The sequence below is a fragment of the Streptomyces sp. HUAS TT7 genome (assembly GCF_051550175.1).
Taxonomy (GTDB): Bacteria; Actinomycetota; Actinomycetes; order Streptomycetales; family Streptomycetaceae; genus Streptomyces.
The window spans coordinates 6,384,905-6,406,090 of sequence record NZ_CP196175.1 but is presented as its reverse complement, the minus strand read 5'-3'; the positions used below and the strand labels follow the sequence as shown (position 1 = coordinate 6,406,090).

Annotated in this window: 18 protein-coding genes and 1 pseudogene; 3 read left to right on the top strand and 16 right to left on the bottom strand. The window is 71.5% G+C overall.

All coding sequences use genetic code 11. The features are described 5' to 3' along the window. Positions 1 to 180: 180 nt before the first annotated feature. From ACSHXC_RS28810 to ACSHXC_RS28800, 3 genes are all read right to left on the bottom strand, one after another. The gene (locus tag ACSHXC_RS28810; RefSeq protein WP_438294366.1) at positions 181 to 1,641 is read right to left on the bottom strand and encodes a glutamate synthase subunit beta; all 1,461 of its coding nucleotides are present in this window, start codon (positions 1,639 to 1,641) and stop codon (positions 181 to 183) included. Further along, positions 1,634 to 6,223 (bottom strand): glutamate synthase large subunit, encoded by a 4,590-nt coding sequence (gltB, locus tag ACSHXC_RS28805; protein ID WP_438294365.1) that lies wholly within the window; start codon positions 6,221 to 6,223, stop codon positions 1,634 to 1,636. The genes ACSHXC_RS28810 and gltB overlap by 8 nt, the downstream gene beginning before the upstream one ends. A gap of 433 nt (positions 6,224 to 6,656) precedes the next feature. Continuing rightward, positions 6,657 to 7,388 carry a VIT1/CCC1 transporter family protein gene (locus tag ACSHXC_RS28800; RefSeq protein ID WP_438294364.1) on the bottom strand — a complete coding sequence of 244 codons (732 nt, stop codon included), beginning with the start codon at positions 7,386 to 7,388 and terminating at the stop codon, positions 6,657 to 6,659. A 233-nt stretch (positions 7,389 to 7,621) separates the two neighbouring features. Between ACSHXC_RS28800 and rbsK the strand changes: the two genes are divergently transcribed. After that, complete coding sequence (gene rbsK, locus ACSHXC_RS28795) at positions 7,622 to 8,509, top strand: ribokinase (protein ID WP_438294363.1); 888 nt, start codon at positions 7,622 to 7,624, stop codon at positions 8,507 to 8,509. A gap of 88 nt (positions 8,510 to 8,597) precedes the next feature. On the opposite strand, the gene lgt is transcribed toward rbsK, so the two are convergent. The 9 genes from lgt to ACSHXC_RS28750 all read right to left on the bottom strand — a co-directional run bounded on the left by lgt (position 8,598) and on the right by ACSHXC_RS28750 (position 15,518). Beyond that, the gene (lgt, locus tag ACSHXC_RS28790) at positions 8,598 to 9,542 is read right to left on the bottom strand and encodes a prolipoprotein diacylglyceryl transferase (protein ID WP_438294362.1); all 945 of its coding nucleotides are present in this window, start codon (positions 9,540 to 9,542) and stop codon (positions 8,598 to 8,600) included. A 79-nt stretch (positions 9,543 to 9,621) separates the two neighbouring features. After that, a complete protein-coding gene (locus tag ACSHXC_RS28785) occupies positions 9,622 to 10,443 on the bottom strand; it encodes a DsbA family protein (protein ID WP_438294361.1) in 822 nt (273 codons plus the stop codon). An 84-nt stretch (positions 10,444 to 10,527) separates the two neighbouring features. Beyond that, a complete protein-coding gene (gene trpA / locus ACSHXC_RS28780) occupies positions 10,528 to 11,343 on the bottom strand; it encodes a tryptophan synthase subunit alpha (RefSeq protein WP_438294360.1) in 816 nt (271 codons plus the stop codon). After that, the gene (trpB, locus tag ACSHXC_RS28775; RefSeq protein WP_438294359.1) at positions 11,340 to 12,593 is read right to left on the bottom strand and encodes a tryptophan synthase subunit beta; all 1,254 of its coding nucleotides are present in this window, start codon (positions 12,591 to 12,593) and stop codon (positions 11,340 to 11,342) included. Before trpB ends, trpA begins: the two co-directional genes overlap by 4 nt. Before the next feature lie 154 nt (positions 12,594 to 12,747). Further along, positions 12,748 to 12,903: a tryptophan biosynthesis modulator TrpM gene (trpM, locus tag ACSHXC_RS28770; RefSeq protein WP_398876782.1), complete on the bottom strand. Its 156-nt coding sequence runs from the start codon at positions 12,901 to 12,903 to the stop codon at positions 12,748 to 12,750. A gap of 4 nt (positions 12,904 to 12,907) precedes the next feature. After that, a complete protein-coding gene (trpC, locus tag ACSHXC_RS28765; protein ID WP_438294358.1) occupies positions 12,908 to 13,717 on the bottom strand; it encodes an indole-3-glycerol phosphate synthase TrpC in 810 nt (269 codons plus the stop codon). 166 nt (positions 13,718 to 13,883) lie between these two features. After that, complete coding sequence (locus ACSHXC_RS28760; RefSeq protein ID WP_438294357.1) at positions 13,884 to 14,363, bottom strand: DUF2752 domain-containing protein; 480 nt, start codon at positions 14,361 to 14,363, stop codon at positions 13,884 to 13,886. A gap of 74 nt (positions 14,364 to 14,437) precedes the next feature. Continuing rightward, positions 14,438 to 14,707, bottom strand: coding sequence for an HGxxPAAW family protein (locus ACSHXC_RS28755; protein ID WP_438294356.1), 270 nt, complete (start codon positions 14,705 to 14,707; stop codon positions 14,438 to 14,440). A 154-nt stretch (positions 14,708 to 14,861) separates the two neighbouring features. Then, positions 14,862 to 15,518: a TIGR02234 family membrane protein gene (locus ACSHXC_RS28750; protein ID WP_438294355.1), complete on the bottom strand. Its 657-nt coding sequence runs from the start codon at positions 15,516 to 15,518 to the stop codon at positions 14,862 to 14,864. A 630-nt stretch (positions 15,519 to 16,148) separates the two neighbouring features. On the opposite strand from ACSHXC_RS28750, the pseudogene ACSHXC_RS28745 reads away from it, so the two are divergent. Beyond that, positions 16,149 to 16,649 (top strand): annotated as a pseudogene (locus tag ACSHXC_RS28745) (peptidase S8); the annotation flags it as partial. Here ACSHXC_RS28745 and ACSHXC_RS28740 read toward each other — a convergent pair. Both ACSHXC_RS28740 and hisI read right to left on the bottom strand, forming a co-directional pair. After that, on the bottom strand, positions 16,639 to 18,123 hold the full coding sequence (locus tag ACSHXC_RS28740) for an anthranilate synthase component I (protein WP_438294354.1): 1,485 nt from the start codon (positions 18,121 to 18,123) through the stop codon (positions 16,639 to 16,641). The pseudogene ACSHXC_RS28745 and the gene ACSHXC_RS28740 overlap by 11 nt on opposite strands. A 2-nt stretch (positions 18,124 to 18,125) precedes the next feature. Continuing rightward, positions 18,126 to 18,476, bottom strand: coding sequence for a phosphoribosyl-AMP cyclohydrolase (hisI, locus tag ACSHXC_RS28735; RefSeq protein ID WP_438294353.1), 351 nt, complete (start codon positions 18,474 to 18,476; stop codon positions 18,126 to 18,128). An 83-nt stretch (positions 18,477 to 18,559) separates the two neighbouring features. On the opposite strand from hisI, the gene ACSHXC_RS28730 reads away from it, so the two are divergent. Continuing rightward, positions 18,560 to 19,192 (top strand): TIGR03085 family metal-binding protein, encoded by a 633-nt coding sequence (locus ACSHXC_RS28730; protein ID WP_344380341.1) that lies wholly within the window; start codon positions 18,560 to 18,562, stop codon positions 19,190 to 19,192. Here the strand turns inward: ACSHXC_RS28730 and ACSHXC_RS28725 are convergent. Next, entirely contained in the window at positions 19,189 to 20,490 is a 1,302-nt protein-coding gene (locus ACSHXC_RS28725) for an MFS transporter (protein WP_438294352.1), read from the bottom strand. The two genes, ACSHXC_RS28730 and ACSHXC_RS28725, sit on opposite strands and share 4 nt — an antisense overlap. A 31-nt stretch (positions 20,491 to 20,521) precedes the next feature. After that, positions 20,522 to 21,109 (bottom strand): ArsR/SmtB family transcription factor, encoded by a 588-nt coding sequence (locus tag ACSHXC_RS28720; protein WP_438294351.1) that lies wholly within the window; start codon positions 21,107 to 21,109, stop codon positions 20,522 to 20,524. Positions 21,110 to 21,186 lie beyond the last annotated feature (77 nt).

Below are 21,186 nucleotides of genomic sequence, written 5' to 3'. Positions count from 1 at the left end.
CGGACGGCGGCTCGTCCCGAGAGTGGAGCGCAGCTGACTAATAGTCAATACGTGGCGCGGGCCGTGGCCCGAACACGCCGCGGCGCCCGCCCAGTCGTCCGGTCGGGGACAGTGGGGCGGGCGCCGGTCAGTTCCGCACGTCGTTGTACGGGACGATGAGGGGTACTGGACCGTGGGGCGTCAGACGGTGAGTGCGCGGTCCGTGGGGCGGATCGGGGCGGGCAGGTCGCTCGCGCCGGTCAGGTAGCGGTCGACGCCGCGCGCCGCGGAGCGGCCCTCGGCGATCGCCCAGACGATCAGGGACTGGCCGCGGCCCGCGTCACCGGCGACGAACACGCCGTCGACGTTGGTCGCGAAGTCCGCGTCGCGCGCGACGTTGCCGCGCTCGTCGAGCTCCAGGCCGAACTGCGCCACCAGGCCATTGGCCTGGTCGGTGCCGGTGAAGCCCATGGCGAGAGTGACCAGCTGGGCGGGGATCCTGCGCTCCGTGCCCGGCTTCTGGGTCAGCTTGCCGTCGACGAACTCGACCTCGACGAGGTGCAGGAACTGGACGTTGCCGTCCGCGTCGCCCTCGAAGTGGGTGGTCGAGACCGAGTAGACGCGCTCGCCGCCCTCCTCGTGCGCGGAGGTCACCTTGTAGAGCATGGGGAACGTCGGCCAGGGCTGGCCCGGGTTCCGCTCGTCGCCCGGCTTGGGCATGATCTCCAGCTGGGTGACGGAGGCCGCGCCCTGGCGGTGGGCGGTGCCCACGCAGTCCGCGCCGGTGTCGCCGCCGCCGATCACAACCACGTGCTTGCCCTCGGCCGTGATGGGGGGCGCCACGAAGTCGCCCTCCTGCACCTTGTTGGCGAGCGGCAGGTACTCCATCGCGAAGTGGATGCCGTTCAGCTCGCGGCCCGGGACCGGCAGGTCGCGCGAGACCGTGGCGCCGGCCGCGATGACGACCGCGTCGTAGCGCTTGCGCAGCTTCGCGGCGTCGATGTCGCGGCCGATCTCGACCTCGGTACGGAACTTGGTGCCCTCCGCGCGCATCTGCTCGATGCGGCGGTTGATGTGCACCTTCTCCATCTTGAACTCGGGGATGCCGTAGCGCAGCAGGCCGCCGATGCGGTCGGCGCGCTCGTACACGGCGACCGTGTGTCCGGCCCGGGTCAGCTGCTGGGCGGCGGCCAGGCCCGCCGGGCCCGAGCCGATGACCGCGACGGTCTTGCCGGAGAGGCGCTCGGGCGCCTGCGGCTTGACGTCGCCCGTGTCCCACGCCTTGTCGATGATGGAGACTTCGACGTTCTTGATGGTGACGGCCGGCTGGTTGATGCCGAGCACGCACGCCGACTCGCAGGGCGCCGGGCACAGCCGCCCGGTGAACTCCGGGAAGTTGTTCGTGGCGTGCAGGCGCTCGGAGGCGGCCTGCCAGTCCTCGCGGTAGGCGTAGTCGTTCCACTCGGGGATCAGGTTCCCCAGCGGACAGCCGTTGTGGCAGAACGGGATGCCGCAGTCCATGCAGCGCCCGGCCTGCTTGCTGATGATCGGCAGCAGCGAACCGGGAACGTAGACCTCGTTCCAGTCCTTGACTCGCTCGCCCACCGGGCGGGTCTTGGCGACCTCGCGCCCGGTGGTCAGGAAGCCCTTGGGGTCAGCCATTGGTCGCCGCCTCCATCATCTTCTCGGTGGTCTCCTGCTCGGAGAGACCGGCGAGCTCAGCGGCGTCCTTGGCGGCGAGCACTGCCTTGTACGTGGTCGGGATGATCTTGCTGAAGCGGTCCACGTTCACGGACCAGTCGGCGAGCAGCTTCTCGGCGACCGTCGAGCCGGTCTCCTCGAAGTGGCGGCGCACGACGTCGTGCAGCCACTGCTTGTCGGTGTCGCTCGGTGTCTCGATGGCGTTCAGGTTCCCGGAGTTGACGTTGTCGCGGTCCAGGTCGACGACGTAGGCGGTGCCGCCAGACATGCCGGCCGCGAAGTTGCGCCCGGTCTCGCCGAGGACGACCGCGTGGCCGCCGGTCATGTACTCGCAGCCGTGGTCGCCCACGCCCTCCGAGACGACGGTGGCACCCGAGTTGCGGACGCAGAAGCGCTCGCCGGTGCGGCCCCGCAGGAACAGCTCGCCGCCGGTCGCGCCGTACGCGATCGTGTTGCCCGCGATCGTCGAGTACTCGGCGAGGTGCTCGGCGCCGCGGTCCGGGCGGACGATGACGCGGCCGCCGGAGAGGCCCTTGCCGACGTAGTCGTTGGCGTCGCCCTCCAGGCGCAGCGTCACACCGCGCGGCACGAAGGCGCCGAAGGACTGTCCGGCCGAGCCGGTGAAGGTGATGTCGATGGTGTCGTCGGGCAGGCCCGCACCGCCGAACCTCTTCGTCACCTCGTGGCCGAGCATGGTGCCCACGGTCCGGTTGATGTTGCGGATCGCGATCTGCGCGCGGACCGGCTGGGCGGACTCGGCGGACTCGGCCTCCAGGGCGTCGGCGGCGAGCTTGATCAGCTCGTTGTCCAGCGCCTTCTCCAGGCCGTGGTCCTGCTCGATCACCGCGTGGCGCACGGCGCCCTCGGGCAGCTCGGGCACGTAGAACAGCGGCTCCAGGTCGAGGCCCTGGGCCTTCCAGTGGGTCACGGCCCGGTCGGTGTCGAGGAGTTCGGCGTGGCCGACGGCCTCCTCGATGCTGCGGAAGCCGAGCTCGGCCAGGATCTCGCGGACCTCTTCGGCGATGAACTCGAAGAAGTTCACCACGAACTCGGGCTTGCCCGAGAAGCGGTCGCGCAGCACCGGGTTCTGGGTGGCGATGCCGACCGGGCAGGTGTCCAGGTGGCAGACGCGCATCATGACGCAGCCGGAGACGACGAGCGGTGCGGTCGCGAAACCGAACTCCTCGGCGCCGAGCAGCGCGGCGATGATCACGTCGCGGCCGGTCTTGAGCTGGCCGTCGGTCTGCACGACGATGCGGTCGCGCAGGCCGTTGAGCAGCAGCGTCTGCTGCGTCTCGGCGAGGCCGAGCTCCCAGGGGCCGCCCGCGTGCTTCAGCGAGGTGAGCGGGGAAGCACCCGTTCCGCCGTCGTGGCCGGAGATGAGGACGACGTCCGCGTGCGCCTTGGAGACACCCGCGGCGACCGTGCCGACGCCGACCTCGGACACGAGCTTCACGTGGATGCGCGCGGCCGGGTTGGCGTTCTTGAGGTCGTGGATCAGCTGAGCCAGGTCCTCGATGGAGTAGATGTCGTGGTGCGGCGGCGGCGAGATGAGGCCGACGCCCGGCGTGGAGTGCCGGGTCTTGGCGACCCACGGGTAGACCTTGTGGCCGGGCAGCTGGCCGCCCTCACCGGGCTTGGCCCCCTGCGCCATCTTGATCTGGATGTCGTCCGCGTTGACCAGGTACTCGCTGGTCACACCGAAGCGGCCGGAGGCGACCTGCTTGATGGAGGAGCGGCGCGCCGGGTCGTACAGGCGGTCCGCGTCCTCGCCGCCCTCACCCGTGTTGGACTTGCCGCCCAGCTGGTTCATGGCGATGGCGAGCGTCTCGTGGGCCTCGCGCGAGATGGAGCCGTACGACATGGCACCGGTCGAGAAGCGCTTGACGATCTCGGAGACCGGCTCGACCTCGTCGATGGAAATCGCTTCCCGGTCCGACTTGCTGTTCTTACTTGTCTTGAGGGCGAAGAGGCCGCGCAGCGTCATGAGGCGCTCGGACTGCTCGTTCACGCGGTCCGTGTACTTCTTGAAGATGTCGTACCGCTTGTTGCGCGTGGCGTGCTGGAGGCGGAAGACCGTCTCCGGGTCGAACAGGTGCGGCTCGCCCTCGCGGCGCCACTGGTACTCGCCGCCGATCTCCAGGGCGCGGTGCGCCGAGGGGACGCCGGAGGCGGGGTAGGCCTTGGCGTGCCGGGCGGCGACCTCGCGCGCGACCACGTCGAGCCCCGCGCCGCCGATCTTCGTCGCGGTGCCGATGAAGTACTTCTGGACGAAGGCCTCTTCGAGACCGACGGCCTCGAAGACCTGGGCGCCGCGGTAGGAGGCGACCGTCGAGATGCCCATCTTGGACATGACCTTCAGGACGCCCTTGCCGAGCGCGTAGATCAGGTTGCGGATGGCCTGCTCGGGCTCCAGCCCCTCGATGAAGGTGCCGGCCCGGACCAGGTCCTCGACGGACTCCATGGCGAGGTACGGGTTGACCGCCGCGGCACCGTAGCCGATGAGCAGCGCGACGTGGTGCACCTCGCGGACGTCACCGGCCTCGACGAGCAGACCCACCTGGGTGCGCTGCTTCGTGCGGATGAGGTGGTGGTGGACGGCGGCGGTGAGCAGCAGCGAGGGGATCGGCGCGTGCTCGGCGTCGGAGTGCCGGTCGGACAGGACGATCAGACGGGCGCCGTCCTCGATCGCGGCGTCGGTCTCGTTGCAGATGGCCTCGATGCGGGCGGCAAGGGCGTCGCCGCCGCCGGAGACCCGGTACAGGCCGGAGAGCGTGGCGGCCTTCATGCCCGGCATGTCGCCGTCGGCGTTGATGTGTATCAGCTTCGCCAGCTCATCGTTGTCGATGACCGGGAAGGGCAGCGTGACGCTGCGGCACGAGGCGGCGGTGGGCTGGAGCAGGTTGCCCTGCGGGCCCAGCGTGGAGCGCAGGCTGGTCACGAGCTCTTCGCGGATGGCGTCCAGCGGCGGGTTGGTGACCTGCGCGAACAGCTGGGTGAAGTAGTCGAACAGCAGCCGGGGGCGCTCGGAGAGCGCGGCGATCGGCGAGTCCGTACCCATGGAGCCGAGCGGCTCGCCGGCGGTGCGGGCCATCGGGGCGAGGATGACGCGGAGCTCTTCCTCGGTGTAGCCGAAGGTCTGCTGGCGGCGGGTGACCGAGGCGTGGGTGTGCACGATGTGCTCACGCTCGGGCAGGTCCTCCAGCTCGATCTCGCCGGCTTCCAGCCACTCCTGGTACGGGTTCTCGGCGGCGAGGGACGCCTTGATCTCGTCGTCCTCGATGATGCGGTGCTCGGCGGTGTCGACGAGGAACATCTTGCCGGGCTGCAGACGGCCCTTGCGGACGACCTTCGCCGGGTCGATGTCGAGCACGCCGACCTCGGAGGACAGGACCACGAGGCCGTCGTCGGTCACCCAGTACCGGCCGGGGCGCAGGCCGTTGCGGTCGAGGACCGCGCCGACCTGGGTGCCGTCGGTGAAGGTGATGCAGGCCGGGCCGTCCCAGGGCTCCATCATCGTGGCGTGGAACTGGTAGAAGGCACGGCGTGCCGGGTCCATCGACTCGTGGTTCTCCCACGCCTCGGGGACCATCATCAGGACCGAGTGCGGCAGCGAGCGGCCGCCGAGGTGGAGGAGTTCGAGCACCTCGTCGAAGGACGCGGAGTCGGAGGCGTCCGGCGTGCAGACGGGGAAGATCCGGTCGAGCTTGCCCGCGCCGGAGTTGAACAGGCCGGAGGCGAGCTGGGACTCGCGGGCCACCATCCAGTTGCGGTTGCCCTTGACCGTGTTGATCTCGCCGTTGTGCGCGACGAAGCGGTACGGGTGGGCCAGCGGCCAGGACGGGAACGTGTTGGTGGAGAACCGCGAGTGCACGAGGGCGACGGCGGTGGCGCAGCGGCGGTCGGAGAGGTCCGGGAAGAACGGCTCCAGCTGGCCGGTGGTCAGCATGCCCTTGTAGACGATGGTCCGGGCGGAGAGCGACGGGAAGTAGACACCGGCCTCCCGCTCGGCGCGCTTGCGCAGCACGAAGGCCTTGCGGTCGAGCGCGATGCCGTTCAGGGCACCCGCGGGGTCCGCGACGAAGAGCTGGCGGAAGGCGGGCATGGTGGCGCGGGCGCCGTTGCCGAGCAGTGCGGGGGTGACGGGGACCTCGCGCCAGCCCAGAACGGTGAGCCCCTCTTCACCGGCGATCGTCTCGATCCGTGAGACGGCCTCGCCGGTCTCCTCCAGGGGCAGGAAGGCGATACCGACGGCGTACGAGCCTGCCTCGGGCAGCTCGAAGTCCGTGACCTCGCGCAGGAACGCGTCCGGAACCTGGAGCAGGATGCCGGCGCCGTCACCGGAGTCCGGCTCGGAGCCGGTGGCACCGCGGTGTTCCAGATTGCGCAGTACGGTCAGGGCCTGCTCGACCAGCTCATGGCTGGCAACACCGGTGAGGGTGGCCACGAACCCGACGCCACAGGCGTCGTGCTCGTTACGGGGGTCGTACATCCCCTGCTGGGCGGGGCGACCGTCCATGGGCGACCAGGCGTCGGAACGCATCGGCTCTCCCGTCGTCGTTAGTGGCATTGGGGGCTCCCTGCTCGATCTGGGGTCCCCCCTGCCCGAAGCGGATTCGAGAGCTTGGGGGGAGAGAGCATTGGGGAGGCGTAGCCGAGGGACGACGTTGGCCCTCTGCGAAATTTCGTGCAGGTTACATGATGGAACGTATCTCGGGAACCGGATAGTGCATTCCAGCATGCGGACACCCAGGGGTGCGGGCTTCATTGCCCACGAGGGCGCACGCGGGCGTGCTGGTTGGGTGTGTACGGCCTATGCCCGGCGGTAAAAGATCCGAAACCGCCGAGTAACGATTACTTATGTGGCCCTATGCATACTCCGCCATTCTACGGCTCGCGGCGGGAAAGCGCGCAGGACGTACGTCACACGGGGCGGCGCCGAATGGCCCCGCCCCGTGTCATGACCTCGGTGTTCGTCAGCCGATGGCGGTACCGAAGAAGGAGCCGATGCCGAAGGTCAGGGCGGCCGCGGCACCGCCGAGGGCCAGCTGGCGCAGGCCGCTGAACCACCACGAGCGGGCCGTCACCTTGGCGACCACCGCGCCGCAGCCGAAGAGGCCGATCAGCGCGAGCAGCACCGCGGGCCACAGCGCGGTCGCGCCCAGCAGGTACGGCAGCAGGGGCAGCAGCGCGCCGAGCGCGAAGGAGGCGAAGGAGGAGACCGCGGCCACGGTGGGCGAGGGCAGGTCGGACGGGTCGATGCCGAGCTCCTCGCGGGCGTGGATCTCCAGCGCCTGCTCGGGGTCCTGCGAGAGCTGGCGGGCGACCTCGCGGGCGAGCTTCGGCTCGACGCCGCGCGACACGTAGAGCTCGGCGAGCTCGCGCTCCTCGTCGGCCGGGTGCTTGCGCAACTCCCGCCGCTCGATGTCGAGTTCGGCCTCGACGAGCTCGCGCTGCGAGGCGACCGAGGTGTATTCGCCGGCCGCCATCGAGAAGGCACCGGCCGCGAGACCGGCGAGGCCGGTGATGACGATGGTCTGGTGCGAGACCTCACCGCCGGCGACGCCGGTCATCAGGGCGAGGTTGGAGACCAGGCCGTCCATCGCGCCGAACACGGCCGGGCGCAGCCAGCCACCGTTGACATCGCGGTGGGTGTGGTTGTCGCGGTGCGCCTCGTGCAGCGTCGCTTCGGTATCGATGATGGACACAGCTATCCCCTTGCTTTCAGCAGCGGGCACTTCACGTCCCGCGCCCCCTCAACACCGTCGAAACTACGCTCGATGTAAGGGCCGCGCCAGCAAGTAAGGCCTTACTTAGTGAGGTTGGGCTCAGTAAGCAAGGCCTTCCTGAGGGGCTCGGGAGACGTCGCACACGGCCTTCGTCGAACGCGCCGGGCACCCCGCACCGACGGAACCGGCCGCCCAGGGTGGACAATCCCGGCATGACCCGGATCACCGTGCTCGGCAGCACCAACATGGACCTCGTCGCGTACGTCACCACCGCGCCGCGCAGCGGCGAGACCGTCACCGGCCACGAGTTCCGCACCATCCCCGGCGGCAAGGGCGCCAACCAGGCCGTCGCCGCCGCCCGGGCCGGGGCGGAGGTGGCGATGATCGGCGCGGTCGGCACGGACGAGTTCGGCGACCGGCTGCGTGCCACGCTCGAACACTCGGGTGTCGACATCGATCTGCTGCGCACCACCGAGGGCCCCTCCGGCACCGCCCACATCGTGGTCGACAAAGACGGCGCCAACGCGATCGTCGTCATCCCGGGCGCCAACGGCTCGGTCACCTCGCTCAGCCACGCGGACCGCGCGATGATCGCCGAGGCGCGGTCCCTGCTGATCCAGCTGGAACTGCCGATGAGCGCGGTCCTGGCGGGCGCGGAAGCGGCCCGGCGCAACGGGGTCCGTACGATCCTGACCCCCGCGCCCGCCCGGCCGCTGCCCCCCGAGCTCCTCGCCGTCACCGACCTGTTGGTGCCCAACGAGCACGAGGCCGCGACGCTGACCGGCATCTCGGGCGACCCCGAGCGGGCCGCGGGCGCGCTCCTCGCGCACGTGCCCGAGGTCGTGATCACCCTGGGCGCGCGGGGCTGCCTGTACGCGTCCCGGGCGCAGCCGGAGCCGGTGGCGGTGCTTGCCCCGCCGGTCACCGCCGTGGACACGACAGGTGCGGGCGACACCTTCGTGGGAGCCCTCGCGGTGGCTCTGGCCGAAGGCCGCCCGATGACGGACGCGCTGACCTGGGCGTCCACCGCGGCCGCGCTCTCGGTGCAGCGGCCGGGGGCGGCCACGTCGATGCCGTACCGCGCGGAGATCGACGCGTAAGGGGTCGTACGGGGCTTTCACGCGTGAGCCCCCGCTGGTGCCGGGATACCGGCAACGGCGGGGGCTCAGCCATGTACGGGCAAGTGCCTCAGGCCTTCTTGGGCTCCGGCTCCGATGCCACCGAATCCGCCTTGGGCTCGTCCGTCGGCTCGGCGGGGTCGCCCTTGTCCAGAGACACGGACTCGTCACCCTTTTCCGCAGAGGCATCGGCATCGTCCTGCGCACCCGGCTCGACGATCTCCTCGCGGCCTGGCCGCAGCTTCGCCGAGATCACGATGTAGGCGACCGCGAGCAGGAAGACGCCGCCCGCCGTCCAGTCGTTCAGGCGCAGGCCCAGGATGTGGTGGGCCTCGTCGACCCGCATGTACTCGATCCAGAACCGGCCCACGCAGTACGTGGCGACGTACAGCGCGAACGCCCGGCCGTGGCCCAGCTTGAAGCGGCGGTCGGCCCAGATGATCAGGAAGCCGGCGCCGACGCACCAAAGGGACTCGTACAGGAACGTCGGGTGGTAGGTGCCCGCGATCCGGTTCGGGCCCTCGGTGATCTTCAGCGCCCAGGGCACGTCGGTGGGGCGGCCGTACAGCTCCTGGTTGAACCAGTTGCCCCAGCGGCCGATCGCCTGGGCGAAGGCGAGGCCGGGGGCCAGCGCGTCGGCCCAGGCGGGGAGCGGGATGCCCCGGCGGCGGCAGCCGATCCAGGCGCCGACCGCGCCGAGCGCGACCGCGCCCCAGATGCCGAGGCCGCCCTCCCAGATCTTGAAGGCGTTGACCCAGTCCTCACCGTCGCTGAAGTACAGCTGGTAGTCGGTGACGACGTGGTAGAGCCGGCCGCCGACGAGTCCGAAGGGCACCGCCCAGACGGCGATGTCGGCGACGGTGCCGGAGCGGCCGCCGCGGGCGACCCACCGCTTGTTGCCGTACCAGACGGCGACGAAGACACCGATGATGATGCAGAAGGCGTAGCCGCGCAGCGGGATCGGTCCGAGGTGGATCACACCGGTCGACGGGCTGGGGATGAAGGCAAGTTCCATGGCAGGGTCGACGCTACCGTGCCGGGCGGGCGCAGCGGCAACCCGCCCGGCAACTTATGAGTAACGAGAGGCCCGGGGCTCAGGAGGCCGGGCTCGCCTTTCCGGCCGGCTTGCCCTTGTTGGCCTGGGTGACCCACTTCTTCAGGTTGGCCGCGGTGATCTGCTCGTTGCCCTTCGCCGGGAAGATCGATTCGCCGTTGAGCTGCACGGTCGGCGTGCCGCTGAACTTGCCCGCCTGGAACGCCTGGTTGGACTTCACGACCCAGCTGTTGTGCGTGCCGTTCTGGACGCAGGAGCGGAAGGCGGGGGTGTCCAGGCCCGGCACCTTCTTGGCCAGATCGAGCAGCTTGGCGTTGTCCGCGTACGCGTCGTCCATCTCGTCGGGCTGGTTGGTGTAGAGGACGTCGTGGTACGCGGAGAACTTCCCCGCGTCCTGCGCGCAGCCCGCCGCGTTGGCCGCGTGCAGCGAGCCGCCCCCGCGGGTCTTGTCGTCGATGAGGGTGACCAGGTGGTACTGGACGCGGATCTGGCCGCTGTTCACCAGCTCGTGAACGGTGGCCCTGAGGCCGTTCTCGAACGCGGCGCAGGCCGGGCAGCGGAAGTCCTCCCACACCGTGAGCGTGGACGGCGCGTCGGCGGCGCCGACCCGGATGGCCGGCTTGTCCTTGTCGTCGGCTCCGGCGGGAGCCACCACCGGGCCGCTCGTGCTCGCGCTCTTGGCGTTGTCGCTGCCGCCCGCGTTCGCGGCGATCACGCCGATCACGGCGGCCAGGCCGAGCACGCCCACCACTGCTCCGGCCACGATCACCTGCCGTCGGCGGCGCTCGCCCGCCTTCTGCTGCTCGCGTTGTTGGATGAGCCGGTCTCGCGCGGCCCGCTTCGCATCACGGTTGTCACTCACACCCGCAGCAACGAACCGGGGAGGCACGCCCGTGCCTCCCCGGTCCCGTTTCCACCCTTACGGGTTATCCGTGTGATGAGCGCGCTACGACGCCCGGCGAACGCCCTCGGCGAGCTCGGCCGCCAGTTCCCGTACGGCCACCAGGCCCGCGGCGTGGTCCGGCGCGTCCAGCATGCGCTTGACGAAGGCCGAGCCGACGATCACGCCGTCGGCGAAGGCCGCGACCTCCTTGGCCTGGACCGCGTTCGAGACGCCGAGGCCCACGCAGACCGGGAGTTCTGTGGTGGCCCGGGTCCTGCGCACCAGGTCCTCGGCCGAGGCGCCGACCGACTCCCGGGTGCCCGTGACGCCCATCAGTGAGGCCGCGTACACAAAGCCCGAACCGGCCGCCGTGATCGTGGCGAGGCGGTCGTCCTTGCTGCTCGGGGCGACCACGAACACCGTGCCGAGGCCGTGCTTCTCGGCGTGCTCGCGCCACACCCCGGACTCCTCGACCGGCAGGTCGGGCAGGATGCAGCCCGCGCCGCCCGCCTCGGCGAGCTCGGCGGTGAAGCGCTCGATGCCGTAGCGGTCGATGGGGTTCCAGTACGTCATGACCAGGACCGGCTTGCCGGTGGCCGCGTGGGCCTCGCGGACGGTGCGCAGCACGTCGGCGATCTTCACACCGCCCTTGAGAGCGATGTCGTCGGCGGTCTGGATGACCGGGCCGTCCAGGACCGGGTCGCTGTGCGGCAGGCCGACCTCGACGACGTCGGCGCCGCCGTCGAACACGGCCTTGACCGCCTCGATGCCGCCGTCGACGGTCGGGAAGCCGGCCGGCAGGTAGGCGATGAGCGCGGCCCGGTTCTCGGCCTTCGCCCGGGCGAGGGTGTCGTTCAGCAGCTCTACGTTCCCGCTCACTTCGCGTCCCCCTCGTTTTCACCGTCGTACAGGCCGAAGTAGCGCGCGGCCGTGTCCATGTCCTTGTCGCCGCGGCCGGACAGGTTGATCACGATCAGCCCGTCCTTGCCGAGCTCCTTGCCGACGTCGAGCGCGCCCGCGAGCGCGTGCGCCGACTCGATCGCCGGGATGATGCCCTCGGTGCGCGAGAGCAGCCGCAGGGCCTGCATCGCCGCGTCGTCGGTGACCGCGCGGTACTCGCCGCGGCCGATGTCCTTGAGGTAGGAGTGCTCCGGGCCGATGCCCGGGTAGTCCAGGCCCGCCGAGATCGAGTAGGGCTCGGTGATCTGGCCCTCCTCGTCCTGGAGGACGTACGACCGTGAACCGTGCAGGATGCCTGGCTCGCCCGCGGTCAGGGTCGCCGCGTGCTCGCCGGTCTCGACGCCGTGCCCCGCGGGCTCGCAGCCGATGAGGCGTACGGAGGCGTCCGGGATGAAGGCGTGGAACAGGCCGATCGCGTTCGAACCGCCCCCCACACAGGCGACGGCCGCGTCGGGCAGGCGTCCGGCGCGCTCCAGGATCTGGCGGCGGGCCTCGACGCCGATCACGCGGTGGAAGTCGCGCACCATCGCGGGGAAGGGGTGCGGGCCTGCGACCGTGCCGAACAGGTAGTGCGTGCGGTCCACGTTGGCGACCCAGTCGCGGAACGCCTCGTTGATGGCGTCCTTGAGGGTGCGGCTGCCGGAGGTGACCGGGACGACCTCGGCGCCCAGCATCCGCATCCGTGCGACGTTCAGCGCCTGGCGCTGGGTGTCGATCTCGCCCATGTAGATGGTGCATTCGAGGCCGAACAGCGCGCAGGCGGTGGCCGTGGCGACGCCGTGCTGGCCCGCTCCCGTCTCGGCGATGACGCGGGTCTTGCCCATGCGCTTGGTGAGCAGCGCCTGGCCGAGCACGTTGTTGATCTTGTGCGATCCGGTGTGGTTCAGGTCCTCGCGCTTGAGGAAGACCCGGGCGCCACCGGCGTGCTCGGCGAACCGGGGCACCTCGGTCAGGGCGCTGGGCCGGCCGGTGTAGTTGACCATGAGGTCGTTGAGCTCGGCCGCGAAGGCCGGGTCGTGCTTGGCCTTCTCGTACTCGACGGCCACCTCGTCCACCGCGGCCACCAGCGCCTCGGGGATGAATTTGCCTCCGAAGGCGCCGAAGTAGCCCTGGGGGCTGGGGACTTGACCCTCGGGGTCGGGTACGAAGAACTCGTTCTCGTTGGACATGCGGATACCTCGCGGGGGCGTTGCAGCCCCGGTCCTGGGTCGGCTTGATGGCATGAGTGCGCCCAAACGCCGCAGGTGATGAGGTGACTGCGCGACTACCGGCCCGTCGTGGCCGGTCGCGCGGTTCCCCGCGCCCCGGGGAGGGGCGTGGGACTCATGCGGCGCTCAGGGCTCCGCGCCATCGCATGCCGTTGACCTGGCCCGGCTCCGAGCCGATCACGTACCGCACACGCCGTCCGTGCACCCGGCGCGCCGGAGCGCGGCAGCCGCGGGGGCGGCAGCCGGGTGCGAGGCGGACGGCAATGGACATGGGGTCAGCCCCGCCCGTGGCGCAGGGCCGGGTGGGCGCCCGCCGCGACGAGGTCGGCGACGGCCGCGCGCGGGTCCTTGCCGGTGACCAGGGACTCGCCGACCAGGACGGCGTCGGCGCCCGCGTTGGCGTACGCGATGAGGTCGTGCGGGCCGCGGACGCCGGATTCGGCGATCTTGACGATGTGGTTCGGGATCTCCGGGGCGACCCGCTCGAACGTGGTGCGGTCGACCTTGAGGTCCTTGAGGTTGCGCGCGTTGACGCCGATGATCTTGGCGCCCGCGTCCACGGCCCGGTCGACCTCGTCCTCGTCGTGCACCTCGACCAGCGGGGTGAGCCCGATCGACTCGGCGCGCTCGATCAACGACACCAGGGCCGGCTGTTCCAGGGCGGCCACGATCAGCAGCGCGAGGTCGGCGCCGTAGGCGCGGGCCTCCCACAGCTGGTACGCCGTGACGATGAAGTCCTTGCGCAGGACCGGGATGTCGACCTTGGCGCGGACGGCCTCCAGGTCGGCGAGCGAGCCGCCGAAGCGGCGCTGCTCGGTCAGTACGGAGATGACGGACGCGCCGCCCGCCTCGTAGTCGGCGGCGAGGGCCGCGGGGTCCGCGATGGCGGCGAGCGCGCCCTTGGAGGGGCTGGAGCGCTTGACCTCGCAGATGACCTTCACGCCGTCGCCGCGCAGGGCCGCGACCCCGTCACGGGCCTGGGGCGCCTTCTCGGCGCGCTCCTTCAGCTCGTCGAGGCTGACACGCGCCTGCCGCTCTGCGAGGTCGGCGCGGACGCCTTCGATGATCTCGTCGAGCACACTCACGCGAGCGGCCCCCTTCCGGGACGGTGATGTCGGTCAGGACGAGGGTGACCCTCACGAGCGGTCACGATCAGCCATGACGATGGTATCCGCACCGGAGCGAAGGGGTCGCATCCGGTTGACCGGCGTCCCAATAATTGGGACGCCACCTGCGGATTTACCAATTCCGTCAGGGCGCGAGTACCGAGCCGAACGGCAGGTTCCGGACCACCGAGAAGATCACTACGACCGATCCGATCAGCCACCACTGGCGATCGCTCGGCGCGAACCGCAGGGGCAGCCCCCGGGCCGAGCGGACGGCCCACAGGACCCAGCCCACGGCGAAGAGCAGATAGCCGGCGACGGCCAGCGCGTTGGAGTGGACGGCCGCCGCGAAGTGCCCGGTGATGAAGTCGTGCGCGCTGCGCAGCCCGCCGCAGCCCGGGCAGTAGAGGCCGGTGAACCGGAACAGCGGGCAGACCGGGTAGTGGCCCGGCTGGTTCGGGTCGACCAGGCCCACGTACGCGAAGGCCGAGGCCACCGCGCCGAGCGTGCCGAGCGGCACCAGGAGCCTCTTGACCGGGGTGCCCGGCGCGGCGGCCGGACGCGCCGGAGTGCCGGGCATGGCGGCCGGGCGGGCCGGGGCGGGGTTCGGCCGGTCTGCGTCCACTGGGCGATTGTCCCCGTTCACATGGAAAGGCGCAGCCCGTGCGGGGGCTGCGCCTGACTGGATGGCGGGCGGGTTCAGCCGGCCTGGGCCTCAAGGCGGGCGCGCACCTCGGCGGCGGCGTCCTCGCGCATGCGCGCGATCTCGGGCGTGTCCTTGGGGGTGCCGAGGCCGGCCATCTTCATGACGCCGCCGACGACGGCGGCGATGCCGAGGAGTGCGATGCCGGCCCAGAAGCCCGCCGGGTTGGCGGCCACTATGAAGACGCAGGTCACGCAGAATCCGATGAAGGCAATGATGACACCGGTCCAGGCTGCCGGGGTGTGGCCGTGGCCGCTCTTCGCCATGGGGGTTGCTCCTCGTAGGTGTTTCCGTGTTGTTTGTCGTTGTCGGCGCTGCTGTCGGCGCTGTTACCGGCGTCTTTTCCGCTGCCACCGCTGTCGTCGAACCCGACGCTCCACGCCATTGTCCCGCACCGGAACGGATGCCCGAGTGCGGGGGTCAGCTCTCGCGCGTCGGGTCCTCGCCGCGGTCCAGCGCCTTCCAGAGTTCCTCGGGGCGCTCCGGGTCGGGCGCGGTGCGCGCCTTGCGCGGGCGGGGGGTGCCGTCGCGCTCGTAGCGGCCGCCCATCGCGGGCCAGGACGTGCCGAAGCGGAGCGCGAGCAGCCCGGCGAGCAGCAGCAGGGCGCCGCCCGCGACGGCGACGTAGGGCCAGCTGGTGTGGGTGAGCGCGTTGATCGTGGCGGCTGCGTCGCCGCTGGCCTTGGCCGCCTTCTCGTCCAGGGCGGCGCTGTCGCCGACGCCGAGCCAGGCGGTGACGGCGGCCCCGGCACCGCTGAGTGCGAGCAGCACCGAGACCACGACGCGGCCCGGGCCGCGCACCGCGAAGACGGCCACCAGGGCGGCGAGGCCGACGATCGCGAGGGCGGAGGGCACGCCGGTGATGTCGCCGCCGGAGGCCTTCAGCGGCAGCGCTCCACCGCCGACGGCGGCCTGGCCGTGCGCCCAGGTCTGGCCGGAGGCCATGAGGACGACGGCGGCGCCGACGGCGCCGGCGAGCAGTGCGGCCGCCAGGCTGCGGCGGCCGCCGCCGCGGGCGGACGGCGCGGCTGCTTCGGCACGGGGCTGGGGTACGGATGCGGCACTCACGTACTCCACTATCGCCTGCGCGCGGCCCGGCGCCGCACCCGGGGCCCGCGTCCTTCCCCACGCGGGGCGGCCCAGGGGAACCAAGGGCGCGCAAGCGCTGGGCCATCGATCGGCCATCGGCTGCCCCCGAACCGCCCGGGTTCTGTCCCCGAACGGGCCTCGAAGGCAAAGCGGCGACAGAGATTCCCGCCGTCTCCTCGTTGGCATGACCGGGTCACCCCTGGGTTCACCGCCGGTCCGGGTCGCGCACCACGCGGCACGGCCTGCACAGCGCACCCGCACGTCTCCTGGTTGACCCACCTCACGGAGGAAGCAAGTTGCGCAGATCCCTCTCCCCCACCGCCCTGGCCGCGGCAGCGCTCGCCCTGGCAACTCCCCTCGCCCAGGCGGCCACCACCCCTTCGACGGCGGCGCACGTCACCACCGTCCGCTCCTGCGCGGCCCCGACGCGACTGGACGTCATGGCCTGCAAGGCGCTCAAGGTGACCGGCGGCACGGTGAAGTCCGCCGACGCCGAGCGCGCGCTGACCGCCGCCGCGCCCTCCGGCTACGGCCCCGCCTCGATCCAGTCCGCGTACAAGCTGCCGTCCTCGACGGGGGTTCGGGCAGGACCGTGGCGATGCGTCGCCATCGGTGAGCTACAGCACCGAGTGCCCGGCGTCCTCCCGCTATGTCACCGCGGTCGGCGGCACCTCGCTCAACTCCGCCTCCAACAGCCGCGGTTGGACCGAGAGCGCGTGGAGCGGCGCCGGTTCCGGCTGCTCCGCCTACGACGCGAAGCCGAGCCGGCAGAAGGACACCGGCTGCGCGAAGCGGACCGTCGCGGACGTCTCGGCGGTCGCCGACCCGGCCACGGGCGTCGCGGTGTACGACACCTACGGCGGCGGCCCGGGCTGGGAGGTGTTCGGCGGCACCAGCGCCTCCTCGCCGCTGATCGCCGCGGTGTACGCGCTTGCGGGCACCCCGTCCTCGGGCTCCACGCCGGCCTCGTTCCCGTACGCCCGCACCGGTTCGCTCAACGATGTGACGAGCGGCCCCAACGGCAGCTGCTCGCCGGCCTGCCTGTGCAGGTCGGGCAGCGGCTACGACGGCCCGACGGGGCTCGGCACCCCGAACGGGACCGCCGCGTTCACCGGCTGAGCCGGTTGGCCGTGTTGACCGCGCGCAGGACGGCGGCCGCCTTGTTGCGGCACTCGTCGTCCTCCGCGACCGGGTCGGAGTCGGCGACCACGCCGGCTCCGGCCTGCACGTACGCGGTGCCGTCCCGCAGCAGTGCGGTGCGGATGGCGATCGCCGTGTCGGAGTCCCCGGCGAAGTCGAGGTAGCCGACACAGCCGCCGTAGAGCCCGCGGCGGCTGGGTTCGAGCTCCTCGATGATCTGCATCGCGCGGGGCTTGGGGGCACCGGAGAGCGTGCCGGCCGGGAAGCAGGCCGTCAGGACGTCGAAGGCGGTGCGTCCCTCGGCGACCCGGCCGGTCACCGTGGACACGATGTGCATGACATGGGAGTACCGCTCGATCGACATGAAGTCGACGACCTCCACCGAGCCCGGTTCGCAGACCCGGCCCAGGTCGTTGCGGCCGAGGTCGACGAGCATGAGGTGCTCGGCGCGCTCCTTGGGGTCGGCGAGCAGCTCGTCGGCGAGCGCCTGGTCGTGCTGCGGGGTGGCGCCGCGCGGCCGGGTCCCGGCGATCGGGTGGACCATCGCGCGGCCGTCCTCGACCTTGACGAGCGCCTCGGGGCTGGATCCGACGACGTCGAATCCGTCGAAGCGGAACAGGTACATGTAGGGCGACGGGTTGGTCGCGCGCAGCACCCGGTAGACGTCCAACGCGCTTGCCGCGCAAGGGGTTTCGAAGCGCTGCGAGGGCACCACCTGGAAGGCCTCGCCGGCCCGGATGCGCTCCTTGATGTCCTCGACGGCGTCCTGGTAGGCCTTGCCGCCCCACAGCGCGGTGTACTCCGGCAGCTCGGAGGCGGGCAGCGCGACCGGGGCGTACGTGGCGGGCTCGGCGAGGTCGGCCTCCATCGCGTCGAGGCGGGCCACGGCGTGCTCGTACGCCTCGTCGACACCGGTGTCGAGGTCGTTGTGGTTGATCGCGTTGGCGATCAGGAGGACCGAGCCGTCCCAGTGGTCGAGCACCGCGAGGTCCGAGGTGAGCAGCATGGTCAGCTCGGGGAGGCGGAGGTCGTCGCCGCCGTGCTCGGCGATCTTTTCGAGCCGGCGCACGATGTCGTAGCCGAGGTAGCCGACCATGCCGCCGGTGAAGGGCGGCATTCCTGCGACCAGGTCGCGCGGGGTGTGCAGGGCCTCGACGGTGGCCTTGAGGGCCGCCAGCGGATCACCCGAAGTGGGGACGCCGACCGGCGGCGTGCCGATCCAGTGGGCCTCGCCGTCGCGGGCGGTGAGGGTCGCGTCGGAGCGCACGCCGACGAACGAGTACCGCGACCAGGAGCGCCCGTTCTCCGCTGATTCCAGCAGGAAGGTGCCGGGCCGCTCGGCGGCGAGCTTGCGGTAGAGACCCACCGGCGTGTCGCCGTCGGCGAGCAGGCGGCGGTGGACGGGGATGACCCGGCGGTCGACGGCGAGCCCGCGGAAGGTGTCGAGGTCCATGACTACTTCCCGAGGTCGAGCACGTCGGCGTCGAAGCAGGTGCGGTCCCCGGTGTGGCAGGCGGCGCCCTCCTGGTCGACCTTGACCAGGAGCGTGTCCGCGTCGCAGTCCAGGGCGACCGACTTCACGTGCTGGACATGCCCGGAGGTGTCCCCCTTGACCCAGTACTCCTGACGGCTGCGCGACCAGTACGTGCAGCGGCCGGTGGTCAGGGTGCGGTGCAGGGCCTCGTCGTCCATCCAGCCGAGCATGAGCACCTCGCCGGTGTCGTACTGCTGGGCGATGGCCGGGACCAGACCGTCGGCGCTGCGCTTGAGGCGGGCGGCGATGGCGGGGTCGAGATTGCTGGTCATGACCCCATTCTGCCGTGGCCGGCGGGGCTCCCGGGCGGTGCGTCCACTGTCCGGACGACGGCCGCGGCCGTACGCTGGCGGACATGTCGACCCATGCCAAGCGTGAACGGCTTCTGCTCGCCGACCTGTTGGAGGCGGCGGGCCCCGAGGCACCGACCCTCTGCGAGGGCTGGACGGCCCGTGAACTCGCGGCCCATGTCGTGGTGCGCGAGCGGCGCCTCGACGCGGCGGGCGGGATCGTGATCCCGGCCCTGAAGAACCGCCTCGACCGGGTCCAGGCGGAATTCGCCGCGAAGCCGTACGAGGAACTGATCCAGCTCATCCGCACCGGCCCGCCGAAGTACTCCCCGTACAACTTGAAGCAGGTCGACGAGGGCGCCAACGCGGTGGAGTTCTATGTGCACGCCGAGGACGTCCGGCGGGCGCAGCCGGACTGGACGCCCCGCGAGCTCGACCCGGTGTTCTCGGACGCACTGTGGTCCCGCCTGGAGAGGGCGGCCCGGGTGATGGGCCGCAAGTCGCCGGTGGGCATCGTGCTGCGCCGCCCGGACGGCCAGACGGCGGTGGCGCACAAGGGCACCCCGGTGGTGACGGTCACCGGCGAGCCGGGCGAGCTGACGCTGTTCGCGCACGGGCGCCAGGAGGCGGCGCAGGTCGAGCTTGAGGGCGACAAGGAGGCGTCGACGCGGGCGCTGGAGGCGAAGCTGGGGATCTAGGGGGCGGACCGTCGGTCATGCGGGGGCCGCGTGTGACCCACCCCCTGGGCCCCGGCCTTCGGCAGCTCGGCGCGGCGCAGGTGGCCGGAGGCGAGTCCGATCACCGCGCCCGTCGCGCACACCGCCGCACTGGCCAGGAACACCGGCGTGGTGCCCCAGGCGCCGATGGCCGCGCCCGCCAGCGGATAGCCGAGCGGTGCGATGCCCATCGTGAACAGGGACGCCACCGCGGTGACCCGGCCGAGGTAGCCGGGCTCCGTCGCGGTCTGCACCAGCGCCCCGCACAGGGCGCCGCTCAGCCCGGCGAGCAGGCCGATGAGGATCCCGGCGCCCGCGGCGAGCGCCACCGAGGGGGTGTACGCGAGGGCACCGATCGCGGTCGCGCCGCCGAGCAGGGACACCGGCAGGACGAGCCCGGCGCGGGGGATCCGGCCGCGTACCGAGAGCAGCAGCGAGGCGGCCCCCGCGCCCGCGCCGAACGCCGCGACGATCCATCCCATGCCGGCCGCGCCCCAGCCCCGCTCCTTCGCGAGCAGGGTGAGCCCGATGTTGAGCGGGGCGGCGAAACCCAGCTCGCTGACGGCTATGACCGGCATCAGCGGGGCGAGCAGGGCATGGCGGCGGATGTATCGCAGCCCGTCGGCGAGCTCCCGCAGCGCGGGTTCCTTGACCTTCGCGTCGTCGCCGGGCAGCCGGGCGATGCGTACGCGCACCAGCAGGGCGGTCGAGACGGCGAACAGGACGCCCGCCACGGCGAAGGTGGCCGCGGTCCCGCCGAGCGCCACGGCGAGCCCGCCGAGCGGGGCCCCGGCGATGTTGGCGACCCGCGCTCCGATCCCCTTGAGCCCCTGCACCCGGGCGAGTTCGCCGGGGCCGGTGAGCCTGGGCGGCAGCGCGCCGAGCGCGGGCAGCAGCACGGCGTCGACGGCCCCGAAGACCAGCGCGAGCACGATCAGGAGCCATAATTCGGGGCCCGTGACCAGCAGGGTCGCGGCCATGCCCAGGATGATCAGGCTGCGGGCGGCGTCGCTGCCGATGACGACCCGGCGCGGCCCGAACCGGTCGGCGACCACGCCGCCGCCGAGCATGAGCAGCGCCCTGGGCACGGCGCCCACCGCGAGCACGAGCCCGGCCTGCCCCGGGCTCCCGGAACGCGCCGCGGCCCAGGCCAGCGCCATGTAGTACACGCTGTCGCCGACGAGGGACGAGGTGTACGCGGCGAGCCACCGCAGCACGTTGCCGTCGCGGTGGGCGGGGCGGGCGGGGGCGCTCGGTATGAGGGTGGTGGGTTCCGGCATGGCAGGGCTGCTCTGGGACACGGAAGTCCTCTCAGACACGGAAGGGGAAGCCGTACAGGTGGACCGCGACCTTTTCGCGGCCCTCGGTGTCGCCCGCCTCGATCGCGGCCTCGCCTCGCTGCCTGTACTTGCCCAGCACGGCGTCCAACTCCTCGTCCAGCGCGTGCAGTTCGGCCGGCGTCAGGTGGGCCATGTACTCACCGCTGAACGAGGCGGTGGCCCACTCCTGGCCCCAGGCGGACATGGCGTCGAGGAAGGCGCGGTAGAGCTCGATCCGCTGCTCCAGGAGGAGCCGGGTCACCGAGGTGTGCACGGCGACCTTCTCGGGGGCGTCCTTGAAGTCCTCGTGGCGGTAGCTGATCCCGTCCGACGCGGGCTGCCACCAGCGCTCCCGCCCGTCCGCGCTCTGCGACTCGGCCTCCTCGACGAGGCCGTGGTCGGCGAGCTTGCGCAGGTGGTAGCTGACGAGGGAGACGGCCTCGTCGACCTGGTCGGCGAGCTGGGAGGCGGTGGCGGAGCGGGCGTTGTAGAGCGCGCGGTAGAGCCTCATGCGGAGGGGGTGGCCGAAGGCCTTGAGGGTGTCTACGTCGGTGATTCTGCGGTTGCCCTTGGGTGCCATGGGGTCCACCGTAGATAGGAAAGAAATGTTGCGCAATAAAAGTTGCGCAAGAAGTGCTGCGTATCCTTCCAGGGTTG